The organism is Stenotrophomonas sp. YJH_SMC_27, assembly GCF_059369815.1.
Genome location: NZ_JCAFTA010000007.1, coordinates 122,723 through 143,421, shown reverse-complemented (window position 1 = coordinate 143,421; position 20,699 = coordinate 122,723). Strand labels below are relative to the sequence as shown.

The 20,699-nt window shown below is 66.5% G+C and carries 20 protein-coding genes; 8 read left to right on the top strand and 12 right to left on the bottom strand.

Annotation, left to right across the window (positions count from 1 at the left end; genetic code table 11):
* The first annotated feature begins 55 nt into the window (after positions 1 to 55).
* A complete protein-coding gene (locus AC5P7R_RS12210) occupies positions 56 to 1,132 on the top strand; it encodes an MBL fold metallo-hydrolase (protein WP_227853998.1) in 1,077 nt (358 codons plus the stop codon).
* Between the two features lie 83 nt (positions 1,133 to 1,215).
* On the opposite strand, the gene AC5P7R_RS12205 is transcribed toward AC5P7R_RS12210, so the two are convergent.
* Positions 1,216 to 1,515, bottom strand: a complete 300-nt coding sequence (locus AC5P7R_RS12205) for a hypothetical protein (RefSeq protein ID WP_197576056.1) — start codon at positions 1,513 to 1,515, stop codon at positions 1,216 to 1,218.
* A 222-nt stretch (positions 1,516 to 1,737) separates the two neighbouring features.
* Between AC5P7R_RS12205 and AC5P7R_RS12200 the strand changes: the two genes are divergently transcribed.
* A complete protein-coding gene (locus AC5P7R_RS12200) occupies positions 1,738 to 4,857 on the top strand; it encodes a discoidin domain-containing protein (protein ID WP_495213897.1) in 3,120 nt (1,039 codons plus the stop codon).
* A 59-nt stretch (positions 4,858 to 4,916) separates the two neighbouring features.
* Here the strand turns inward: AC5P7R_RS12200 and AC5P7R_RS12195 are convergent, their stop codons facing one another.
* From AC5P7R_RS12195 to AC5P7R_RS12155, 9 genes are all read right to left on the bottom strand, one after another.
* Positions 4,917 to 5,894, bottom strand: coding sequence for an ABC transporter substrate-binding protein (locus AC5P7R_RS12195; RefSeq protein ID WP_495213895.1), 978 nt, complete (start codon positions 5,892 to 5,894; stop codon positions 4,917 to 4,919).
* A 16-nt stretch (positions 5,895 to 5,910) separates the two neighbouring features.
* On the bottom strand, positions 5,911 to 7,656 hold the full coding sequence (locus tag AC5P7R_RS12190) for an amino acid ABC transporter permease/ATP-binding protein (protein WP_495213894.1): 1,746 nt from the start codon (positions 7,654 to 7,656) through the stop codon (positions 5,911 to 5,913).
* Positions 7,653 to 8,204, bottom strand: a complete 552-nt coding sequence (locus AC5P7R_RS12185) for a GNAT family N-acetyltransferase (protein ID WP_021202883.1) — start codon at positions 8,202 to 8,204, stop codon at positions 7,653 to 7,655. The genes AC5P7R_RS12190 and AC5P7R_RS12185 overlap by 4 nt, the downstream gene beginning before the upstream one ends.
* A complete protein-coding gene (locus AC5P7R_RS12180) occupies positions 8,201 to 9,421 on the bottom strand; it encodes a M20 aminoacylase family protein (RefSeq protein WP_180832271.1) in 1,221 nt (406 codons plus the stop codon). Before AC5P7R_RS12180 ends, AC5P7R_RS12185 begins: the two co-directional genes overlap by 4 nt.
* A gap of 4 nt (positions 9,422 to 9,425) precedes the next feature.
* Positions 9,426 to 10,769, bottom strand: a complete 1,344-nt coding sequence (locus AC5P7R_RS12175) for an LLM class flavin-dependent oxidoreductase (RefSeq protein ID WP_227854321.1) — start codon at positions 10,767 to 10,769, stop codon at positions 9,426 to 9,428.
* Positions 10,770 to 10,787: 18 nt separating this feature from the next.
* On the bottom strand, positions 10,788 to 11,765 hold the full coding sequence (locus AC5P7R_RS12170) for an MsnO8 family LLM class oxidoreductase (RefSeq protein WP_495213892.1): 978 nt from the start codon (positions 11,763 to 11,765) through the stop codon (positions 10,788 to 10,790).
* Between the two features lie 14 nt (positions 11,766 to 11,779).
* Positions 11,780 to 12,142 carry a DUF3088 family protein gene (locus AC5P7R_RS12165; protein WP_495213891.1) on the bottom strand — a complete coding sequence of 121 codons (363 nt, stop codon included), beginning with the start codon at positions 12,140 to 12,142 and terminating at the stop codon, positions 11,780 to 11,782.
* Positions 12,143 to 12,299: 157 nt separating this feature from the next.
* Positions 12,300 to 12,881 (bottom strand): FMN reductase, encoded by a 582-nt coding sequence (gene msuE / locus AC5P7R_RS12160; RefSeq protein ID WP_024956916.1) that lies wholly within the window; start codon positions 12,879 to 12,881, stop codon positions 12,300 to 12,302.
* Between the two features lie 116 nt (positions 12,882 to 12,997).
* Entirely contained in the window at positions 12,998 to 15,574 is a 2,577-nt protein-coding gene (locus tag AC5P7R_RS12155; protein WP_494540116.1) for a TonB-dependent receptor plug domain-containing protein, read from the bottom strand.
* Positions 15,575 to 15,911: 337 nt separating this feature from the next.
* Between AC5P7R_RS12155 and ftrA the strand changes: the two genes are divergently transcribed.
* The 3 genes from ftrA to AC5P7R_RS12140 all read left to right on the top strand — a co-directional run bounded on the left by ftrA (position 15,912) and on the right by AC5P7R_RS12140 (position 18,017).
* A complete protein-coding gene (ftrA, locus tag AC5P7R_RS12150) occupies positions 15,912 to 16,913 on the top strand; it encodes a transcriptional regulator FtrA (protein ID WP_495213889.1) in 1,002 nt (333 codons plus the stop codon).
* Between the two features lie 95 nt (positions 16,914 to 17,008).
* Positions 17,009 to 17,452: a BLUF domain-containing protein gene (locus AC5P7R_RS12145; protein WP_495213888.1), complete on the top strand. Its 444-nt coding sequence runs from the start codon at positions 17,009 to 17,011 to the stop codon at positions 17,450 to 17,452.
* Positions 17,453 to 17,549: 97 nt separating this feature from the next.
* A complete protein-coding gene (locus tag AC5P7R_RS12140) occupies positions 17,550 to 18,017 on the top strand; it encodes a chemotaxis protein CheW (RefSeq protein ID WP_180832281.1) in 468 nt (155 codons plus the stop codon).
* Positions 18,018 to 18,028: 11 nt separating this feature from the next.
* Here AC5P7R_RS12140 and AC5P7R_RS12135 read toward each other — a convergent pair whose 3' ends face one another.
* On the bottom strand, positions 18,029 to 18,529 hold the full coding sequence (locus AC5P7R_RS12135; protein WP_111103098.1) for a hypothetical protein: 501 nt from the start codon (positions 18,527 to 18,529) through the stop codon (positions 18,029 to 18,031).
* A 92-nt stretch (positions 18,530 to 18,621) separates the two neighbouring features.
* The gene (locus AC5P7R_RS12130) at positions 18,622 to 19,209 is read right to left on the bottom strand and encodes a TetR/AcrR family transcriptional regulator (protein WP_164133597.1); all 588 of its coding nucleotides are present in this window, start codon (positions 19,207 to 19,209) and stop codon (positions 18,622 to 18,624) included.
* Positions 19,210 to 19,442: 233 nt separating this feature from the next.
* Here AC5P7R_RS12130 and AC5P7R_RS12125 point away from each other — a divergent pair, with 233 nt between their 5' ends.
* Genes AC5P7R_RS12125 through AC5P7R_RS12115 form a run of 3 tightly spaced genes read left to right on the top strand, consistent with a single transcriptional unit; the run spans position 19,443 to position 20,685 of the window.
* The gene (locus tag AC5P7R_RS12125; RefSeq protein WP_111103105.1) at positions 19,443 to 19,898 is read left to right on the top strand and encodes an SRPBCC family protein; all 456 of its coding nucleotides are present in this window, start codon (positions 19,443 to 19,445) and stop codon (positions 19,896 to 19,898) included.
* Between the two features lie 11 nt (positions 19,899 to 19,909).
* On the top strand, positions 19,910 to 20,224 hold the full coding sequence (locus AC5P7R_RS12120) for an ArsR/SmtB family transcription factor (RefSeq protein WP_049410880.1): 315 nt from the start codon (positions 19,910 to 19,912) through the stop codon (positions 20,222 to 20,224).
* A 2-nt stretch (positions 20,225 to 20,226) separates the two neighbouring features.
* On the top strand, positions 20,227 to 20,685 hold the full coding sequence (locus AC5P7R_RS12115) for an SRPBCC family protein (RefSeq protein WP_191862863.1): 459 nt from the start codon (positions 20,227 to 20,229) through the stop codon (positions 20,683 to 20,685).
* Positions 20,686 to 20,699 lie beyond the last annotated feature (14 nt).

Here is a 20,699-nt window from a genome sequence, read left to right as displayed (position 1 = left end):
GTACTTTTGAAAAACACGAAACTACACTGTTCAGTGTACCCAGCGGACGTCACCCATGAAGCGCCTGCTCCTTGTCCTCCTGCTTGGAATCCTCGCTGTGACCGCCTACACCTTCTGCAAGTCCTGGTCCCTCCCCGACTTCCCCGATTCGCCGCAGTACCGTGATGGCAAGTTCCGCAATGCCCTGCCCCGTCCGGCGATGGGCCTGCGCGACGGTGCGGAGATCTGGTGGACGTTCCTGTTCAACAAGCCCAAGGGCACCGTCCCGGCCCACCCCATTCCGGTGCAGCCGCTGGACCGCGCCACGCTGGACGCCGCGCCGGACCGCAGCCTGTTCCGGCTTGGGCACTCCACGATCCTGCTGAAGCTGCGCGGCCAGTACTGGCTGACCGACCCGGTCTTCTCCGAGCGCGCCTCGCCGGTGCAGTGGATGGGCCCGGCCCGCTTCCACGCACCGCCGATCAGCATCGAAGAGCTGCCGCCGATCGCTGGCGTGATCCTCTCGCACAACCACTACGACCACCTGGACCATGCCGCCGTGATGCAGCTGGCCGGCAAGACCGCGCGCTTCATTGCACCGCTCGGCGTCGGCGACCAGCTGATCGCGTGGGGGGTGGATGCGCGCAAGGTCGAGCAGCTGGACTGGTGGCAATCCACCGAAGCCAACGGCCTGCGCCTGACCGCGGCCCCGGGCCAGCACTTCTCCGGCCGCGGGCTGGGTGACAGCGACCGCAGCCTGTGGGCGTCATGGGTGATCCAGGACGGTGACTTCCGCATTTTCTTCAGCGGCGACACCGGCTACTTCGACGGCTTCAAGGCCATCGGCGAGAAGTACGGTCCGTTCGACCTGACCATGATCGAGACCGGCGCCTATGATCCGCGCTGGGCGTTCGTGCACATGCAGCCGGAACAGACGCTGCAGGCGCACTTGGACCTGCGCGGCAAGTGGCTGCTGCCGATCCACAACGGCACCTTTGATCTGGCCCTGCACGCATGGCAGCAGCCGTTCGAGCGCATCACCGCATTGGCGGCCGCGAAGAACGTGCCGGTGGCCACGCCGATGATGGGCGAAGCGCTGGACATGCAGGCGCCGCAGGCGGGTACGCGCTGGTGGGAGACGGTGGAGTTGTAACCGGCGTGACGGGGCGTCATGTATCCCAAGGCCCTGTAGAGCCGAGCCATGCTCGGCTGCTTCTGAAACGTGTTCAGTGGAAGTCAAGCAGGCTCAGCTCTGGCGAAACTGCAGGTAGAGACGCTGGCAGCATCGCTGACATCAGAATGCACCGCTATCAACTCGGCTTCCGGGAGCGCCTTCTGGACCTGCGCGCATGTGTCACGCGCGACATCGTTTGCGGCCGTTCCCTCTCGCCAGAATCGCAACGCCAAGATGCCCGGCAAACCGCTGCCCAGCAATGCATCGTCACATCCCGACTCTGCAAGACATCGCTCAAATGCACTGAGATCTTCTCCGGTATCGGGCACCCGATACATCAGCGTGAAGCTGAATTCCACCATCAATCCATTTCAGACCTGAGGTCGCTATCAATCAGCGTATGACCTAGCCTGCAGGCGTCCAGAGCCACATGCGTCAGTCCCATCGATGAATCGTGACTCAAGCCCACGAAGGAGGCGACCGGGGATCATCCGCAACCTATTGCAGCGCGTCATGTAACCGATTACATACCTTGCTAGCGTAGCGCTCGCCCGATTCCGGTCGAACCTGCGAGGCTGTCCGTAATGACGTTGCGCGCCGAACGCTCCAAGGTCTCCACCCCGCTTTTCCCGTTGTGCCCTGTCGCTGCCCTGCTGTTGGCCGCGCTGGCCTACAGCGCGCAGGCACAGACCCTCCCCCCGCGCAGCCAATGGCAGGCCAGCAGTTCCTCGCAGCAGGTGCCGGCGATGGCGATCGGCCACCTGATCGACGGCGATCCCAAGACCGTCACCGGCGGCGCCTTCAGCCCCGGCCACTGGTTCCAGATCGACCTGGGCGCGCCCACCCAGTTGGCGGGCGCCCGCCTCACCTGGGATGTCTCCAACCCGGAAGGCTATTCACTGCAGACCTCAATGGATGGCATGCAGTGGCAGACCGCGTACACGATGGCCGATTCACTGGGCGATGTGGAAACGCTGTACTTCGCGCCGCGGCAGGCGCGCTATCTACGACTGGCCAGTCCGCAGCGCACCTCCGACTGGGGCGTGTCGATCTTCGAGCTGGAGCCGCTGGACAGCACGCTCAGCGCACGCATCGCCGATGTCGATGCAACACAGGCAGCCGCGCTCTGGCAAGGCGGCGGCACCGTTGCGGTTCCGGCCGGAAAAGGTGGATCCCATGCGCTCGAGATCACGCTGCCGCAGGCTCAATCCACGGCTGGCCTGGTGGTCGACTGGGCCGATGGCGCGCGCGGCGCTGCGCGACTGCAGGCGCAGGATGCACAGGGCCGCTGGCAGGACGTCGCACACGATGCACAGGCGGCCAATCATCGGCAAAGCTGGCTGGCTGCTGACACGGCACAACCCCTGCGTGCGTTCCGGCTGAGCGTGGACGGCCCCGCACCGCAGGTCGCGCGACTGCGCCTGCTCGGGCCAAAGGCGGTAATGACGCCGATGAAGCGATACCAGATCACCGCCAGCGGCGCTCAGCGCGCGTTGTTCCCGGCATCGCTGCAGATGCAGCAGACCTACTGGACCGCCGTCGGTGTGCACGCAGGACGACAGAAATCGATCTTCGACGAATACGGCAATCTGGAAGCCTTCAAGGGCGCGCCGCTGGTGCAGCCGATCTGGCGTGGCGCTGACGGGCGTGCCGCTGGCGCGGCAGGACAGCCGATACAGCACGCGTTGCGGGATGGCTGGAAACCGATGCCCTCCGCTACGTGGTCACCGCAGCCCGGCCTGGAGGTGCGCAGCGAGGTATTCGCCATCGAGCGCGACGGCCAGCCGGTAACGTTCTTGCGGCATCGCCTGCACAACACGGGCAGCGCCAGGATCGAAGGCACGCTCAGCCTGGTCGTGCGCCCGATGCAGATGAATCCGCCGTGGCAGAACGGCGGGCTGTCACCGATCCGCGATGTGGCGATCGATGGACAGGCCGTGCGCGTCAATGGACGCACGCTGCTGCAGTCGCTCACGCCGGTGGCTGCGTCCGGCGCGGCGCCGTTCGGCAAGGATGGCGCAACGGAAATCACCGCGACCCTCGCTGCCGGCCAGCTGCCCTCCACGCAACAGGCGCGCGACGACGAGGGTCTTGCCTCGGCTGCGTTGAACTACCGCGTATCACTGGCACCGGGGGCCAGCGATGCCATCGTGGTCGCGTTCCCGCTGGGTACTACCGCCGCCGATACCAAGGGCGCACTGCCCGAAGCGCCCGCGCTCGATCTAGCCACGCTGCCCCGCGAATCCAATGCGGCGTTCGATTCCCTGGCCGCGCAGGCCTCCGCGGACTGGCAGGCACGGCTGGGCCAGGTCGGCCTGCGCCTGCCCGATCCCTCACTGGTCGACATGCTGCGTGCGCAGGCCGCCTACATGCTGATCAACCAGACCGGCCCGGCGATGCAGCCCGGCCCGCGCAACTACAACCGCTCTTTCATCCGCGACGGCATGGCCACCTCGGCGGTGCTGCTGCGCATGGGCGAAGCACGCGTCGCGCGCGACTACCTGGCCTGGTACAGCGAACACGGGGTGCATGCCAACGGCCTGGTCTCGCCGATCCTCAACGACGATGGCAGCGTCAATACCGGCTTCGGCTCGGACATCGAGTACGACAGCCAGGGCCAGTACGTGACGCTGGTGGCCGATGTCGCGCGCCTCGATGGCGGACCCGAATCGGTACGTGCCTATCTGCCGAAAGTGAAGGCAGCGCTGCGCTTCCTGCAGGAACTGCGCGAACGCACGCTGGCGCCCGGCTACAAGGCCGACCAACCAGCGCCGGAGCGCTTCGCGGGCATTCTTGCGCCGTCGATCAGCCATGAGGGTTATCCGTCTCCCACCCACAGCTACTGGGACGACTATTGGGGCCTGAAGGGCTGGCACGACGGCGCGTGGCTGGCCGAATCGCTCGGCGACCACGAGACCGCAGCGTGGGCACGCGAACAGTACAAACTGCTTTACGACGCGCTGCATGCCTCGATCCGGGCGACGATGGCGTGGAAGGGCATCGACTTCATTCCCTCCTCGGCCGACCTGGGCGATGGCGATCCCACCGGCGTATCGATCGCACTGGACCCGACCGGCGCACAGAGCGTGCTGCCCGCCGAGGCGCTGCGGACCACCTTCGCGCGCTATCTGGACGATGTGCGCAAGCGCAGCCAGCCTGGTGCGTTGTACGCGTACACCCCGTACGAGATCCGCAACGTGCTGAGCTATGTGCACCTCGGCCAGCCACAGGTGGCCGATGAGCTGCTGCAGGGGCTTCTGCATGATCGGCGCCCGCTTGAGTGGCAGGTGCTGGCCGAAGTAGTGCATTCACGGCTGCGCTTCCCGCGCTACCTGGGCGACATGCCGCACACCTGGATCGGCGCCGAATACGGCCGCACGCTGTTCGGCATGCTGATGCGCGAAGACGATGATGCGTTGTCGCTGCTGCCAGGTACGCCACCTTCGTGGGTGGCGGGGGGTGGATTGGCGGTGGAACGCCTGCCGACCGCGTACGGCACGTTGCAGATGCAGGCGCGGCAGCGCGACGGCATGCTGACGGTCACGCTGGGCAAGGGGTTGCGCAGCGGGACGGCAGTGAAGGTCTGGTGGCCGGCGCGCACCATGCCGAAGACGGTGCGTGTGGATGGGAGTAGCGTTTCCGACTTCGACGCCGAGGGCGTGCGCTTGGCGAAACCGTTCCGGACACTGGAGGCGCGTTGGTAGAGCAGCCGAGCATCGCTCGGCTCTACAAAGACGGAAGTAGCGCCGGGCCACGCCCGGCGTCATTGCAGCGTCGGCAACCCCGGCGGATTGGTCTGCGACTGCGGCACCGCTTCCTCGGCCACATTCCATCGCTTCAGCGCCTGCGCATAGGTGCCGCTGCCGATCTGGGTGTTCAGCGCCTGCGTCACCGCGTCGGCCAGGCCGCTGCCCTTGCGCGTGGTCACCGAGATCGCTGCGGCATTCGGCCATCCCCCTGGGAACAGGCCCACACGCCGCACCTTGCCGTCGCGCGCCGAATAGGCGCCGGTAGCATTGGGCTCGAACGAGACATCGGCGCGGCCGGTGATCACCGCCAATCGGCCGACCACCGCGTCATCGAAGTACTGGTATTCCACGGGCTTCAATCCCGCCGCGATGTTCTGCTGGTCCCACTGGCGCAGGATCTGGTCCTGGTTGGTGCTGGCACCGACCACCACCTTCAGCCCGGCCACATCGGCGGGCTTTTCGATTTTCTGGATGGGCCCGTCGCTGCGCGTGTAGATGCCCAGCAGGTCGTAACGGTAGCTGGAGAAATCGAACTTCTTCTTGCGTTCCTCGGTGACCGTCACGTTCGACAGCACCGCATCGTACTTGCCTGACTCCAGCCCCAGCGGCCAGTCGGCCCAGGCCACCGGCACGATCACCAGCTTCAGGCCCAAAGCATCCGCGATCAGCCGCGCGATGTCCGGTTCGATGCCGACCACGTCCTTGCTGTCGGCGCCGTAGTCGGCCAGCGGTAGCTGCCCCGGGTGGGTCGCCACGGTGAATGCGCCCGGCGTGACGAAGCGGTAGCCCGCAGGAATCAAGGCCTGCGCCTTCGGGTCGAGCGTGCCCTTCAGCACGGCGGTGTTGGTGCCGGCCAGGCTGGCCGCGGCCACAGCGGCAGCCTCCGGGGCCTGGCGCGCGCGCGAGTAGACGATGCCGGCGATGCCGATGACCAGCACGCCCACGATCAACAGGGTGCTGCGCGAGGGGCGACGCGGTACTGCAGGGCTCATGATGTTCCTTCCGGGGTTACAGGGTCTTGGCCAGGAAATCGGCGGTGCGTTGCTGGCGCGGGCGCTCGAACAGGGCCTCGGGCGTGCCCTGCTCGATCACCCGCCCCTGGTCCATCATCACCACGTGGTCGGCCACGCGGCGGGCGAAGCTCAGCTCATGGGTGACGATCACCAGCGTGGTACCCGAACGGGCCAGTTCCTCGATCACGCTCAGCACCTCCGCCACCAGTTCCGGGTCCAGCGCCGACGTGGGTTCGTCAAACAGCAGCACCTTCGGCTGCAGCGCCAGCGCGCGGGCAATCGCGATGCGCTGCTGCTGGCCACCGGACAGCTGGCGCGGGAACGCACCGGCCTTGTCGGCCAGGCCGACCCGCTCCAGCAGCGTGCGCGCCTGCCGCTCGGCCTGCGCACGCGGCACGCCGCGCACCGCGATTGGCGCCTCGATGATGTTCTCCAATGCGGTCAGGTGCGGGAACAGGTTGAAGCCCTGGAACACCATGCCCACCTCGGCACGCCGACGGCGGATCTCGCGCTCGGGAAGTTCGTACAACGTGTCACCCTCGCGGCGGTAACCGATCAGCTGGCCGCCGACGGTCACGTAACCACTGTCCGCGCGTTCCAGGTGGTTGATCAACCGCAGCAGCGTGGATTTCCCGGCACCGGACGGGCCGATCAGCACCGTCACGCTGCCGGCGCGCAGGTCCAGGTTCACGTCTTCCAGCACCGGCTGATCGCCGAACACCTTGCCTACGCCGTGCAGCGACACCGCCGCGCCCTGGCCCGCTTCGACCTGGGTGGCGATGCGCGGGCGGTTGGCCACGCGCGGCGCAGCATCACTGGATGTCCGCACCGGTGACGACACCCGCGACACCGAGCGCTCGCGCTGCAGCTGGCCGCGCGCGAAGCGCTGTTCCACGCGCCGCTGCAGCAGCGACAACACGGTCAGGATCACCAGGTACCAGACCGTGGCCACCATCAGCAGCGGCACCACTTCCAGGTTGCGCCGATAGATCACCTGCACGGTGTAGAACAGCTCCGGCAGCGCCAGCACGTAGACCACCGAGGTGCTCTTGGCCAGGCCGATCACATCGTTGAACGCGGCCGGCAGGATCGAGCGCATTGCCTGCGGCAGGATGATGCGGCGCACCTGGCGGCCCCGCGGCAGGCCAAGCGCGGCCGAGGCCTCGTACTGGCCGTGGTCGACCGAAAGAATGCCACCGCGGATCACCTCGGCCGAGAACGCCGCCTGGTTCAGGGTCAGGCCCAGCACCGCGGCGGTGAACACACCGATCAGCTGCGTGGTCGGGTACGAGAACAGGCTGATGCCGGTGAACGGCACGCCCAGTTCGATGGTGCTGTACAGGTAGCCCAGGTTGTTCAGCAACAACAACAGCACCAGCAACGGGATCGAACGGAACAACCACACATAGCCCCACGACACCGCCGACAGCAGCGGCGAACCAGAGACGCGTGCCAGCGCGAGCAGCGTACCCAGCGCGAAACCGAGGCCGGTGCCAAGCGCGGTCAGCAGCAGCGTGCGACCCAGGCCTTCCAACACCGGGCGTGCGAAGAACCACTCGGCGAAGGTGCCCCAACCCCAGCGCGGATTGCCCAGCACGGACTGCAGCCCGATCAGGATCAGCGCCAGTGCCAGCACCGTGCCGAAGACCTGCAGCGGATGCCGGGCCGGCACGATCTTCAGTGCCGGTCCGGGCGCCGGACGAGCGGCGATGCCCTCCAGCGCGGTCGACGGTGTGCTCATGCGTGGGCTCCGTGCAGCAGTGCCTGTGCAGCGGTAACGACAGGCGTCGTCGCCCGCAGGTGCTTTTCGAACGGCAGATGCGCAACGGTTTCCGGGTCGGCCTCCAGATCGAACAACGCGGTGTAGCCGTGGCTCAGGTACAGGCCAACAGCTTCCGGCTGGCGGAAGCCGGTCGTCAGGAACACCCTCCGGTACCCTTGCCGCGCCGCCTGCTCTTCCAGCTCCTGCAGCACGCGCCGCGCAATGCCCTGGCGACGCAGCCCGGGCAGTGTCCAGATGCGCTTGAATTCGGCGGTATCCGGATCGCGGTGCGGCATGAACGCACCGCCGGAAATCGCCACCCCGTCGCGCAGCAGCAGCACGAAGGCGCCCACCGGGGCCGCAAAGGCCTGCGCCGGGTAGCGCTGCAGCTCCTCGCGGGCGCTGCCGCCGATGCGGCGACGCACGTCGGCGTAGCGACTGTCGTACTCCTGCTCCAGGCCATCGAACAGGGGCCGCGCCAGCGGATCATCCACCGAGGTATAGAGGAAGCGTTCGTCGTGGCTCATGTCGCGTCCTTCACCAGGTAATCTTCGGCCAGTCGCGCCCACAGGCTGGCGGCGGGGGCAATGGCCGCGTCGTTGAACACATAGCGCGGGCTGTGCAGCGGTGCACTGTCACCGTTGCCGACGAACACGAAACTGCCCGGCCGCGCCTGCAGCAGGAAGGCGAAATCCTCGCTGGCCGTGCGCGGTGCGAAGTCGGGCACCACCTGTGCGGCGCCGAAGCCCTGCACGGCCACCTCGCGGATGTAGGCGGTCTGCTGCGGATGGTTGATCACACTGGGGAAGCCGCGCGGGAATTCGATCTCGGCGCGCGCACCGAACGCGGCGGCGGTCTGTTCGGCAATCTCGGTGACCCGGCGCCGCAGGGTATCGCGCACCTCCGGTAGATAGGCGCGCACGGTCAGCTTCAGCTCGACCACGTCCGGAATCACGTTGGCGGCCTGCCCGCCGTGGATCGAACCGACGGTCACCACCCCCATCTGCCGCGGATCGACATTGCGCGACACCACGCTCTGCAGCGCGGTGACGATGTGCGCCGCCGCCAGGATCGGGTCGACGCTGCCCTGCGGTTCGGCACCATGTCCGCCCTTGCCGATCACCTTCAGCCGCGCCCAGTCCACCGATGCCATCGCCGGACCATCGACGAAGCCGAAGTGGCCGACCGGTACGCCGGGCCAGTTGTGCAGCCCATAGATCGCATCCACCGGGAAGCGCTCGAACAGGCCGTCGGCAATCATCTTCGATGCACCCGAGCCGGTTTCCTCGGCTGGCTGGAACACCAACTGCAAGGTCCCGTCGATATTGCCGTGATGGGCCAGGTAATGCGCCGCAGACAGCAGGATGGCGGTGTGACCATCATGACCGCAGGCATGCATCAGGCCGTCGGTCTGGCTGGCGTAGGCCAGCCCCGAGTCTTCGTGGATCGGCAAGGCATCGATGTCCGCACGCAGCCCCAGCCGACGGCCGCCCTGCCCACGCTGCAACGTGCCGACCACGCCGGTGCCGCCGAGACCGGTGGTCACCTCATAGCCCCATTGCTGCAGCAACTCGGCCACACGGGCGCTGGTGCGGTGCTCCTCGAAGGCCAGCTCCGGGTGGCGGTGCAGGTCATGGCGGATCGCGATGGCGGCCTCGGCGCGTGCTGCAATTTCCGGCAGCACGCCGATGGACGCGGAATCCAGCCGGGCATGGCCCGGCGCTACCGAGTTCTCTCCGCTCATCGCCCTACCCCGCCTTCCGCGCCGGCTCGGCGTCGGTCGAATAGCGGCTGGCCTTGTACGGCAGGCCCAGATGCTCGCGCAGGGTCTGTCCTTCCAGCTCGCGCTGGTGGTAGCCGCGCGCCTGCAGGATCGGCAGCACCTGGGTCACGAAATCGTCCAGGCCTTCGCGCTGCGCGGCGAATCCAAGAATGAAACCGTCGCTGGCACCGGCGTCGAACCAGCGGATCAGCTCATCGGCCACGTGCTCCGGCGTGCCGATGAAGTTTGGTCGCGGGCTCACCGCTTCCAACGCCACCTGGCGCAGGCTCAGGCCCTTCTCACGCGCATCCTGCTTGATGCGGTCGGTGGTGGAACGGAACGAATTGCTGCCGATGTCACCCAGCTCCGGGAACGGTGCATCCGGGTCGTACTGGCTGAAGTCGTGGTGATCGAAGAAGCGCCCCAGGTACGCCAGTGCATCCTCCAGCGTGGCCAACGCGGCAATCGCCTGGTACTTGGCCTCGGCCTCCTCGGCAGTGCGGCCGACGATGGGGCCGATGCCCGGGAAGATCTTCACGTCATTGCCGCTGCGGCCGTGGGCGATCGCCGAGTTCTTCACCTTCTGGGTGAACGCGCGGGTTTCTTCCAGCGACGGCGAATGGGTGAACACCGCATCGGCGTACTTCCCGGCCAGCGCGATGCCATCATCGGAAGAACCCGCCTGGAAAATCACCGGCTGGCCCTGTGGCGAGCGCTGGATGTTGAGCGGGCCTTCCACCTGGAAGAAGCGGCCCTTGTGGTCGAGGCGGCGGAATTTCTCCGGTGCGAAGAAGGTGCCGCTGTCGCGCTCACGCACGAAGGCGTCGTCATCCCACGAATCCCACAGCCCCTGTACCACCTCCAGATATTCGTCGGCGATCTGGTAGCGCAGCGCATGCTCCGGGTGCGGCCGGCCATAGTTGCGACCCGAACCTTCCAACGGCGAGGTCACCACGTTCCAGCCAGCACGACCACCACTGAGCAGATCCAGCGAAGCGAACTGGCGGGCGACAGTGAACGGGTCGCTGTACGAGGTCGACAGCGTGCCCGCCAGGCCGATCTTCTTCGTTGCCGTGGCCAGCGCCGAGAGCAGCGAGATCGGCTCGAAGCGGTTGAGGAAGTGCGGGATGGACTTTTCGTTGATGTACAGGCCGTCGGCAACGAAGCCGAAGGCGATGCCGTTTTCCTCGGCAGTGCGCGCGATGTCGATGTAGAACTGCAGGTTGACGCTGGCATCGGCCGGGTTGGACGGATGCTTCCAGGCATGCATGTGGCTGCCGGGGCCCTGCAGCATGATGCCGAACGGAATGTGGCGCGGGGTGGTGCTCATGGGAATCGCTCCTGCAGGTCAGGCCACCGCCGCGCGCGGCGCGGGCGACAGCAGTTCAAGGGATGTCAGGCGTGCGTCGAGGTCGGCCACCGGCGCATCGAGGATGAACTCGCCCACGCCGAAACGCCGGTGCAACGCATCCAGTTCGCCGCGCACGTGCTGCGCATCACCGGACAGCACGCTGGGGCGCGTCTCCTCGATGCGGAAGTCGGCCACCCCCACCTGGTGCGCGTACTCGGCAGCTGCCTCGGCGCTGGGCAGGTTCACCGCCTGCCCGGGACCGAGGTGCAGCTTGTAGACGCGCAGCGCACCGATATGGCGCGAAGCGGCTTCCGCAGTCGGTGCGGCGAAGGCCACCGTGGCCAGCAGCGGCGGCTGCGAGGCGACGCTGCGGTAGGCGTCGAACGCGGCCTCGATGTGCTTCGGGTCACCGTCGAAGTGCGCGGCGTAGACGAAGCGCCAGCCCAGCTCGGCCGCCTGCCGTGCACTCTGCGGGCTGGCACCGAGCAGGAAGCGCTCCGGCGCCTGCTGCGGAATCGGCCGCGCCAGCACATCGGCTTCGGCGCCGGACAGATAGCCCTCAAGATCGCGCAGTTGCTGGTCGAAGTCGGCGAACCCCGGGCGCCCGGCCGCCAGCGCGGCAGTCGACGCTGGCAGGCCGCCCGGTGCCTTGCCCACGCCCAGATCCACGCGCCCTGGCGCCAACGCTGCCAGCAGGTTGAAGTTCTCCGCCACCTTGTACGGCGCGTAGTGGCGCAGCATCACCCCGCCGCTGCCGACACGGATGCGCCGGGTCTGCGCCAGCACCCACGCCGCAAGCACCTCCGGTGCGGGACTCGCCAACGTCGGCGCGGCGTGGTGCTCGGCAAACCAGTAGCGGTGATAGCCCAGCTGTTCGGCGCGCTGTGCCAGCTGCAGGCTGTTGCGCAGCGCCTGCTCCGGCGAGGCGCCTTCGGCCACCGGGCTCTTGTCCAACACGCTGATCTGATAGCTCATGGTCGCGTCCTCGCTCAGGGATGGGCCACGGGGATGCCGAGCAACCCGTTCAGCGCGGCCAGGATCGGCTCGGCACCGGAGATGTACTGGCGGTCCTGGTGCACGCCACTCGCGAGGTCACTGCGCACGCCCTGCAGCAGCACCAGCTTCGGCAGCGACTGGTCCTGCTCGCCGATCTCGGCGATCACCTCCCGGCGCGGCCGTGCGAAACCGATGCGGCGCACGTCCAGCTGCGCGTCCAGGCCGTCGATGCTCGACAGCGCACCTTCCAGCAACAGGCTGTGCCGGCAGAAGAAACGCTGGCCGGGAATCTGTCCGTCCTCGAACTCACGGTCGAGCAGGAACAGGATGGGCTTGTCGGTTGCGTCCAGACTCACGGGGTCGTCCTCATCGGGGGGCGGCAATGCGATGCCGCTTCGATATCGATGCTAGAGATGACGGCGGTCGGCACGGCGATGCCAGGCGACAATCGGCGGTCAGATCCGGCCATGCAGATGCGCCTTGGCCATAAGCAAAGCGCCGCCGGTTATGCCGTCAGGCGATCCTTCGCAGCGGCGCCGGTACCGCCAGCGCCTGCGAAGCCAGATGCCCTGCCGCGCGCTCGGCCGCCAGTGCGATGCGCGCCTGCAAGGCTGCACTGTTGATCTGCTCGCCATCGAAGTCGGCAGGCGTGGCATACACCCCGATCGGCAGCGTGTGCGCCTGCAGGAAACTGAACAACGGCCGCAACTGGTGGTCGATCACCAACGCATGGCGCTCGCTGCCGCCGGTCGCTGCCAGCAATACCGGCGTATCCACCAGCGCTTCCAGCCCGATGAAATCGACCAGGTGCTTGAACAACCCGGGATAGGAACCGCGATACACCGGCGCCGCCACCACCAGCAGCCCGGCCGCCTCGATTGCCTGCAGTGCCTGCTCTACGGCTGGCTCCGCTTCATCGCGCGACAGCGACTGCCCCAGCGAACGCGCGATCGGCGCCAGCTCCACCAGCTCCACGCTGGCATGCACCCGCTGCTGCAACGACGCCAACAAGTGCCGCACCAGCAGCAACGTGCGCGACGTCGCCGAGCTGGTCGGTGACCCCACCACTGCCACCACCTTCAATGCAGAAGACATGAACTGCTCCTCGATGATGCCGAACTGCCGCCGGCCGCCTTTCGCCTTGTGTAGAGCCGAGCCATGCTCGGCTGCTTTCGCCTTTGCGGAGTCGAGCCATGCTCGACTGCTCCAGATCAGAACCGGTAATTGATCCGCCCGTACCAGAACGCCCCGATGCGGCTCAGCACGTCGCCCGAATCCCAGGTCGTCTCGATGCTCGCCACATCGGTGGCACTGCGCGCGTACTCCGGCACCTTGCGGGTGCGCTTGTCGAACACGTTGTTGATCCCCAGCGCCGCACTCCAGCCCGCACCCAGTTCCACGCCACCGGAGAGATTGGTCACCAGCACCGGCGGCTGCTTGTACTCCACGCCGTTGTTCAGGCGCTTGATCGGTCCGTAGTAGGTGAAGTCGACGTTCGAGCGCCAGCGCCCGTTCTGCCAGCCCAACCCCGCCACCTGCGTGTAGCTGGGCGTACGGAAGCGCAGCGCGTACTCGCTGCTCTTGGTCAACAGGTTGATGTTCGGCAGCCCCTGCAGCGCCGCCGGAATGTCGCTGACCTTCTGGATGGTGGTGCGCCCCACGTTGGCCGCATAGCTCCAGCGCAGCTTGCCCCACACGGTTTCCTGGTTGGCCTCCAGGGTCAGCTCGACACCGCGTGTGCGGGTATTGCCCACGTTGGTGAAGTAGCTGGCATAGAACGCATCACCCGGCAGGATGCTGATGCCGGCCGAGCCCAGCAGCGCATCGATGGTGTTCTTCTGCGCCGTACTCAGCACCGTGCCGCTGTTGTCGGTGATGCGCGCTGGATCCTGCGCGTTGTAGCCGATCTGGCTGGACTGGCCGAGCTGGCCACGGATGTCGATCTGGTACGCATCCACGGCCAGGTGGAACGCCGGGCTCGGGTCCCAGGTCACGCCCAGGCTGTAGTTGGTGGCTTTCTCGGGCTTCAGCGGCGTCGCACCCAGCGCAACCGCCGCCGGCGAAGACACCTGCGCCACCAGCGTGGTGCCGCAGGGGCAGCTGCCCGTGGCCTGGTAGTACTGCGCGCCCAGGCTGGGTGCATGGAAACCGTTGCTGACCGTGGCGCGCACGCCCAGCGCGTCGGTGAAGTCGAAGCGCGTGGTCAGGCGGCCGGTGGAGACACTGCCGAAGTCGGAGTGATCTTCCCAGCGCGCGGCCGCATCCAGATACCAGCGCGAGGTGATGTTGGTGGCCGCGCCCACATAGACCGCCTTGCTGTTGCGGGTAGCCTTCACCGCGTCCGCAGTGGAATAGCCGACGAAGGCCGCAGCACCAAAGCCGGTATACGACTCCCACTGCCCCGCCCCACGTTCGTACTGTTCGTGCTGGTACTCGGCACCTGCGCTCACTTCCAGCGGCGAGGCGAACGCAGCCACCTCGAAGCCACGGCGCAGGTCGAGGTTGGCGATACCCTGCTGGTAGTCCAGCTTGCCGTCGTAGAAGTCGGTAGGCGAACCGGGGTATGGCAGCGAGTAGTTCACCGAGTTGCGGGTATACGTGCGCACCGTGCTGCGGTTGCCGGTCAGGCTGGCGTCGTAGTCCCAGCCTGCGATCTGGCCTTTCACGCCTGCGGTGCCGGTGTACTGTTTCTCCTTGGTTTCCAGTACCGGCAGGAAGCCATCCGGGAACACGCTCAGCACGCCGGGTGCCTTATAGGTGGTGAAGATGGTCGCCGGCAGACGGAAGTTCTGGATCGCCTGCGCGGTGCGGTCACTGGCCGTAGCGTTAGCGTAGAACTGCGCGCTTTCGCCCAGGCCATGGCCCACGTTCACCGCGAAGGCCTTCAGCGCATACGACGGCGAGCTGAGGATGATGTTGGCCTCGGCATTGCGGTTGGCCTCGGCCGGGTTCGGCGATGCGCCGGCCGGCAATCGATTGTTCGGTCGCAGCGCGACCAGATTGCCGTTGGCATCTACCGCCGGATAGCTCAGATAGTCATCGATGTAGCGGCGGCTACGGATCGCGTGGTGCTGCCGCGTTGTCTCACCGGACAGGTTGACGAAGCCATCGGCGCCCCACGGCAGGCCCACGTTGGCGCGCACGCTGGTTCGCGATCCATCACCGTCGATGCTCTGCCCGCTTTCCACGGCGAACTCGCCACCGTGTGCCTGCGATTTCAGGATCACGTTGACCACGCCGGTGATCGCGTCCGAGCCATAGATGGCCGACGCACCATCGCGCAGCACTTCCACATGGTCGATGGCCGACACCGGAATCAGCGCCAGGTCGGCCCAGGCGTGGCCTGGGAAGCCGCCGCCGTTGGCACCGCTCACATAGGCACTGGCATTGCGGCGCTTTCCGTTCACCAGCACCAGCGTGTAGCCGGGCGACAGGTTGCGCAGCTGGTAGCCACGGATCAGGCTCTCCTGGTCGCTCTGGTAGCCACCAATCTGGCTGAGCGACGGCAGTGCGCGCTGCAGTGCTTCCAGCAGGTTGGCCTGGCCGGTGGCGGTGAGGTCTTCGGCGGAGATCACGTCGATCGGCGTGGAACTGTTCTTCACCGTACGCGTACTGGTGCGCGAGCCGGTCACCACCACGGCATCCAGCGTGGACGCGGCCACGTTGGCCGTCGCGGCGGCGGCAGCAGGATCCGCATCGGCTTCAGCCGCATGGCTGGGCGAAGCGGCGAGGATGGCTGTGATCAGGGCAGCGAGAGTGCTCAGGACAGGGGCGTGGGCGGCAGGCATGGGGGCTCGTGGGGGTGGGCCGGAAACACGCTTCCATTCAAGGGCCTGTTCACCCACCGCGACAGGCGCGATCGCGTCACCCAACCGTCATATCCGGCCAGCCACATGACTGCTGGTAATGAGGTTAGGCAGCCGCAACGGTGCGCGGCTGCTTGTAGAGCCGAGCCCACGCTCGCCTGCTCCTCGCGACGGCGTCAGATGCATCCCCCTGCCGGTATTGAGCCGAGCGTGGGCTCGGCTCTACAAGAGGGGAGCGACTGCTCCATATGCCTGGTCGGCATCACCTCATGCCCGCGCACCACTCAGCGCCATGCATCTGCACCCGTAGCATCAAGCCATGCCCAGCCCACCCGCCGACCCCGCTGCGCCGCTCGTTGCCATCGTCGCCTGCCACGGCCAGGGGCTGTTCGAATTCGGCTGTGCGGTGGGCCTGTTCGCGCCGATAAGACCCGAGCTCGGCGTGGCCTGGTATCGCACCCAGCTGTGCGCGGGTGAACCCGGTGCGCTGCGCATGCTTGGCGGAACGCAGGTGCAGCTTCCCTACGACCTCAGCACAGTTGATGACGCCGACATCATCGTCATTCCCGGTTGGCGCGAGCCCAGCGAGCGCCCGCCACAGGCGCTGCTTGATGCACTCATCCGTGCCCACGGCCGTGGCGCGCGCATCGCTTCGATCTGCTCCGGTGCCTTCGTGCTGGCGTGGGCCGGGCTGCTCGATGGCCGCCAGGCCACAACCCACTGGCGCCTCACCGAAGCGCTGGCGCGCGACTTCCCACGCATCGATGTGCGCGAGGACGTGCTGTACGTCGATACCGGCAGCATCATCACCTCGGCTGGCTCGGCCACCGGCATGGACATGATGTTGCACATGGTGCGCAAGGACTACGGCGCGCGCGTGGCCAACCTGGTGGCCGAGCGGCTGGTACTGGCGCCATGGCGTGATGCCGGGCGCAGCCAGCGCGTCAGCCGCGCCATTCCCCATGGCGAGCCCACGCGCTTGGCAAAGCTGATGGAATGGATGCGCCGCAACCTGCGCGAGCCCCACTCACTGGGCAGCCTCGCCGAGCAGGCCGCGCTCAGCCAGCGCACCCTGCAGCGGCAGTTCCTGGAAGCCACCGGCCTGTCACCCATCGACTGGCTGATCCGCGAGCGCGTGGCATTCGCCCGCGAGCTGCTGGAAACCACTGACCGGCCGCTGCAGTGGATTGCCGAGCAGGCCGGCTTTGGTTCGCAGGAGTCGTTCCGCCGGCACTTCCGCGGCCAGGTGGACGCCAGTCCTACCGAATACCGCAGCCAGCATCGCGGCGGAATTGGCGCGGATCGGCTGGTGGGCTGCTGATCCAACGCGTCACTCCCAGGTGATGTGTGAGGAAAGGCTCACGGCAGGCTACGGCGCCCCACGTATAGTGACGGGCGTCACAAGAAGCCCCTTCCATGCTCCACGCATTTGCCTACTCCAGCCACATGTCGGCTGGGCTTTCCGATGAAATCCTCCGGCAGATCGTCTCCTGCTCTGCCACGTTCAACCGTCGCGTGGACGTCACCGGAGCGCTGCTCGTCGACGGTCAGCGGTTTTTCCAGTACGTCGAAGGTCCTCCCGACGGCCTGGAGGCGGTCAAGCGCCGCATCCATGACAGTCGCTCGCATGCTGCCGTCGTTCCGGTACTGGACATGGCCATCGGCGCGCGCGCGGTTCCGTACTGGGCCATGACCCGCATCGACACCGGGCAGATCATGGTGTCCGGCCTGGTCAATGCACGATGGGACGAATTCGGCCATTCCGTTCCGGGCATGGATCAGCTCGTCGGCCTGCTGCGTCCGCACTTTCCGCGCATCGGCCCGCTCAGTGCGCACCATGCGCCCGTCGGATCCAGCTGAACCGCCGCCTTGCGCGCGTAGTCCCACGCGGCCGCGTGCTCCCTGCAGACGTCATCATTCAAGCCGCGTTACCCATCGTTCCTGCCAGATCCACAGCATGCCTGTACCCGCTCAACCTTCAACGCAAACACGTGCCTCGCCCGCCGAGTTGTTCGAGGTCGTCGTCCTTCGTGCAGGCACGGCCCTGTTCGCGATCGACGTCCAGGCTGCCGTGGAAATACGCGGCCCCGAGACCTTCGGCCCTGCAGATCAGCATGGCAGGCGGAACCTGGAGGTACGAGGGCAGCCATTGCCGGTGGCCGACCTGCGCAGGCTCAGCGGTCAACCGGCATTCGGTGGCGGCAGCCCTGCCGTGCTCTTGATCAACGCCGGTAGCGCAACCCTGGCGCTGGCGGTGGATGAAGTGCTGGAGATCGAGACGCCGGACGCAACGCCAGACGTATCCGCGCCTGCCGAGGGTCGGGTGTTCAACTTCTGCAGCCGGCATGTTCGGGTGGATGCCACACGTTCGGCTGCGCTGATCGAACCGCAGTCGTTGCTGGCTGAAATGGCCATGCGGGACTGAGGTGCCTCTGCTCAAGGGCGCCTGCGAACCGGTTGAGACCGCATGCGCCAGCACTGCGCGGCAAAGCCCAGCACAAACACCGCAGCCAATCCCAGCAGCGTGTGCAGCACCACCGGCGCCATCGGCGCCGCAGCAATTGGATGCGCTGCCGGCAACCGTGTCAGCGTTTCATTCACGCCCGGCACCAGCGACAGCAGGAAGCTGAAAGACAGCGCAAATGTCGACACGTAAGGTGCGGCGCCACCCAGCCAGCGCAGCCGGGCCGCCAGCACGCCGCCGAACGCCACCAGCAGCACGATCACTCCGAATGCGTGGCCCGGGTTGATCCCGCCCGTACTGGAGACGGTGAACGACGTTGCCACCGACAGCACCAGCCCAAGCAGGTACAGCTTGCCGGAGCGTGTCGCGGGGTCGATCGCGCGATGGCGAATGAAGGCATACAGGCCGGCGAACACCGGTACAAGGCTGACGGCCGTGTGGATCACGCCCAGCGTGGACAGAGAGTGCGACATGGAACATCTCCAAGGGTTGATTGAACCTACTAGTAGGTAGACTTCTGAATCAAAGAAAAGGCCTACGTTGCCGCAGGCCCAGCACACATCAATCAGGCAGCCGCGCTCACCCGCGCGATGGCCAGCCGTGCCAGCGCAGCAAACGTCGCCGCATCGCCGAAACCGCGCGCGGCCAGCATCGCGCCATGCACCGATGACATGAACGCCTTGGCCTCATCGGCCACCGAACCCTGCAGGCGCAGTTGACCCAGCGCCGCGCCCTTTTCCAACGTGAGCGCCAACCAGCCACTCAAATCATCGAAATGCCCGCGTACTTCTTCGGCAATCTCCGCAGGGATCATCGGCGCCTCTGCCGCCAGCATCGCGCAGATGCAGAACGAAGACGTGCCACCGGCAATACAGCTCGACCAGTAGTCCACATAGGCGTTGAGCTCCCGCAGCGGGTCGTCCAGCTGCCGGTCCAGCAGCGCCAAGCCTTCGCGCGCCTCGGCCCGGTACAGTTCAACCACCGTGCGCACCAGGTCCGCCTTGCTGGGGAAATGGTGATGGATGCTGGCCTTGCTGATGTTCACCCGCGCCGACACGTCGGCGTAGCTGAAACCGTTGTAGCCACCAGCCTCCAGCAGCGAACGGGCGTGGGCCAGGATCTCCTGGGCCTTGGGCGAGAGCGGCTCTTTCATGCTGTCAACCTACTAGTAGGTTGACGGCCTGTCAACTATCCGCGGCCGGGTGGGCAGCATCTGGTAGTGCCGGCCGCTGGCCGGCAACTGCACGCACCCAACTCCACCGGGATGCCGGCCAGCGGCCGGCACTACCGCATCCGGGCGTTCGTGACCGGTTTTGACATGCAGGTATTTACCTGCATATAGTCCACTCAAGGGCGGCACCTGCCGGCCCATGCGAGGAACCTGCAATGGTGGATATCGCACACCGGGTCGGCATCAAGGCCCCCGCAAGCCAGGTGTATCAAGCACTGGCCACCCCTGAAGGTGTCGCCGCCTGGTGGGCCGAAGACGCCCATGGCGACTACAACGTCGGCGGCACGATAAAGGTCCGTTTCACCAATAACGGCCAGGAAATCGGCGCCATGGAAATGCAGCTGGAACAGCTCGTTCCTGGCGAACTGGTGCTCTGGCAGTTCCTGGCCGGCCCCGCCGAATGGATCGGCACGCATGCGCGCTTCGCACTGAAACAGGAAGGCGACTACTGCATCGTGCTGTTCACCCACGAAGGCTGGAAGGAACGCGTCGAGTTCACCTCCCACTGCAGCACCAAGTGGGCGGTGTTCCTGATGAGCCTCAAAGCCCTGCTGGAAACCGGCAAGGGCCAGCCCAACCCGCACGACGTCAGGATCGACAACTGGAACTGAAGACGCCCCGCATGAATGCAGACAAGGTGTTCAAGGCCCTGGCCGACCCCACGCGCAGAACGCTGCTGGACCTGCTCTGCGAAAACAACGGCCAGACCCTGGGCCAGCTCTGCGAGCACCTGGACATGGCCCGGCAATCGGTCACCCAGCACCTGGGCCTGCTGGAAGACGCCAACCTGATCAGCACCGTGCGCCGTGGCCGCGAGAAGCTGCACTTCATCAACCCGGTGCCGCTGCATGAGGTCTATGAGCGCTGGGTACGCAAGTTCGAGCAGCAGCGCCTGAGCCTGCTGCATGACCTGAAACGCGAACTGGAAGGAGAATGACGATGTCCGCAGAGACCACCCGCTTCATCCACGTGATCTATATCGCCTCCACGCCACAGAAGGTGTTCGAGGCCATCACCCGCCCCGAGATCGCCAGCCGCTACTGGGGCCATGAAAACGTCTCGGACTGGAAGCCCGGCTCGCGCTGGCAGCATGTGCGCGCCAACGAAACGCGCTCGGTCGAACTGGTCGGCGAAGTGGTGGAAAGCACCCCGCCCTCGCGGCTGGTCATCACCTGGGCCGCCGCCTCGCAGGCCGACGACCCGGACGCCTACAGCCGGGTTACCTTCGACATCGTGCCCTACCAGGACATGGTGCGGCTGACGGTTACCCATGAGGAGCTGGAACCGGGCAGCGGCATGGATACCGGCATCCGCCAGGGCTGGCCGATCGTGCTGTCGAGCCTGAAGTCGCTGCTGGAGACGGGCAAGGGGCTGGATGTGTTTGCCAAGCCAGCGTAGCCGTCGGGAGGGTT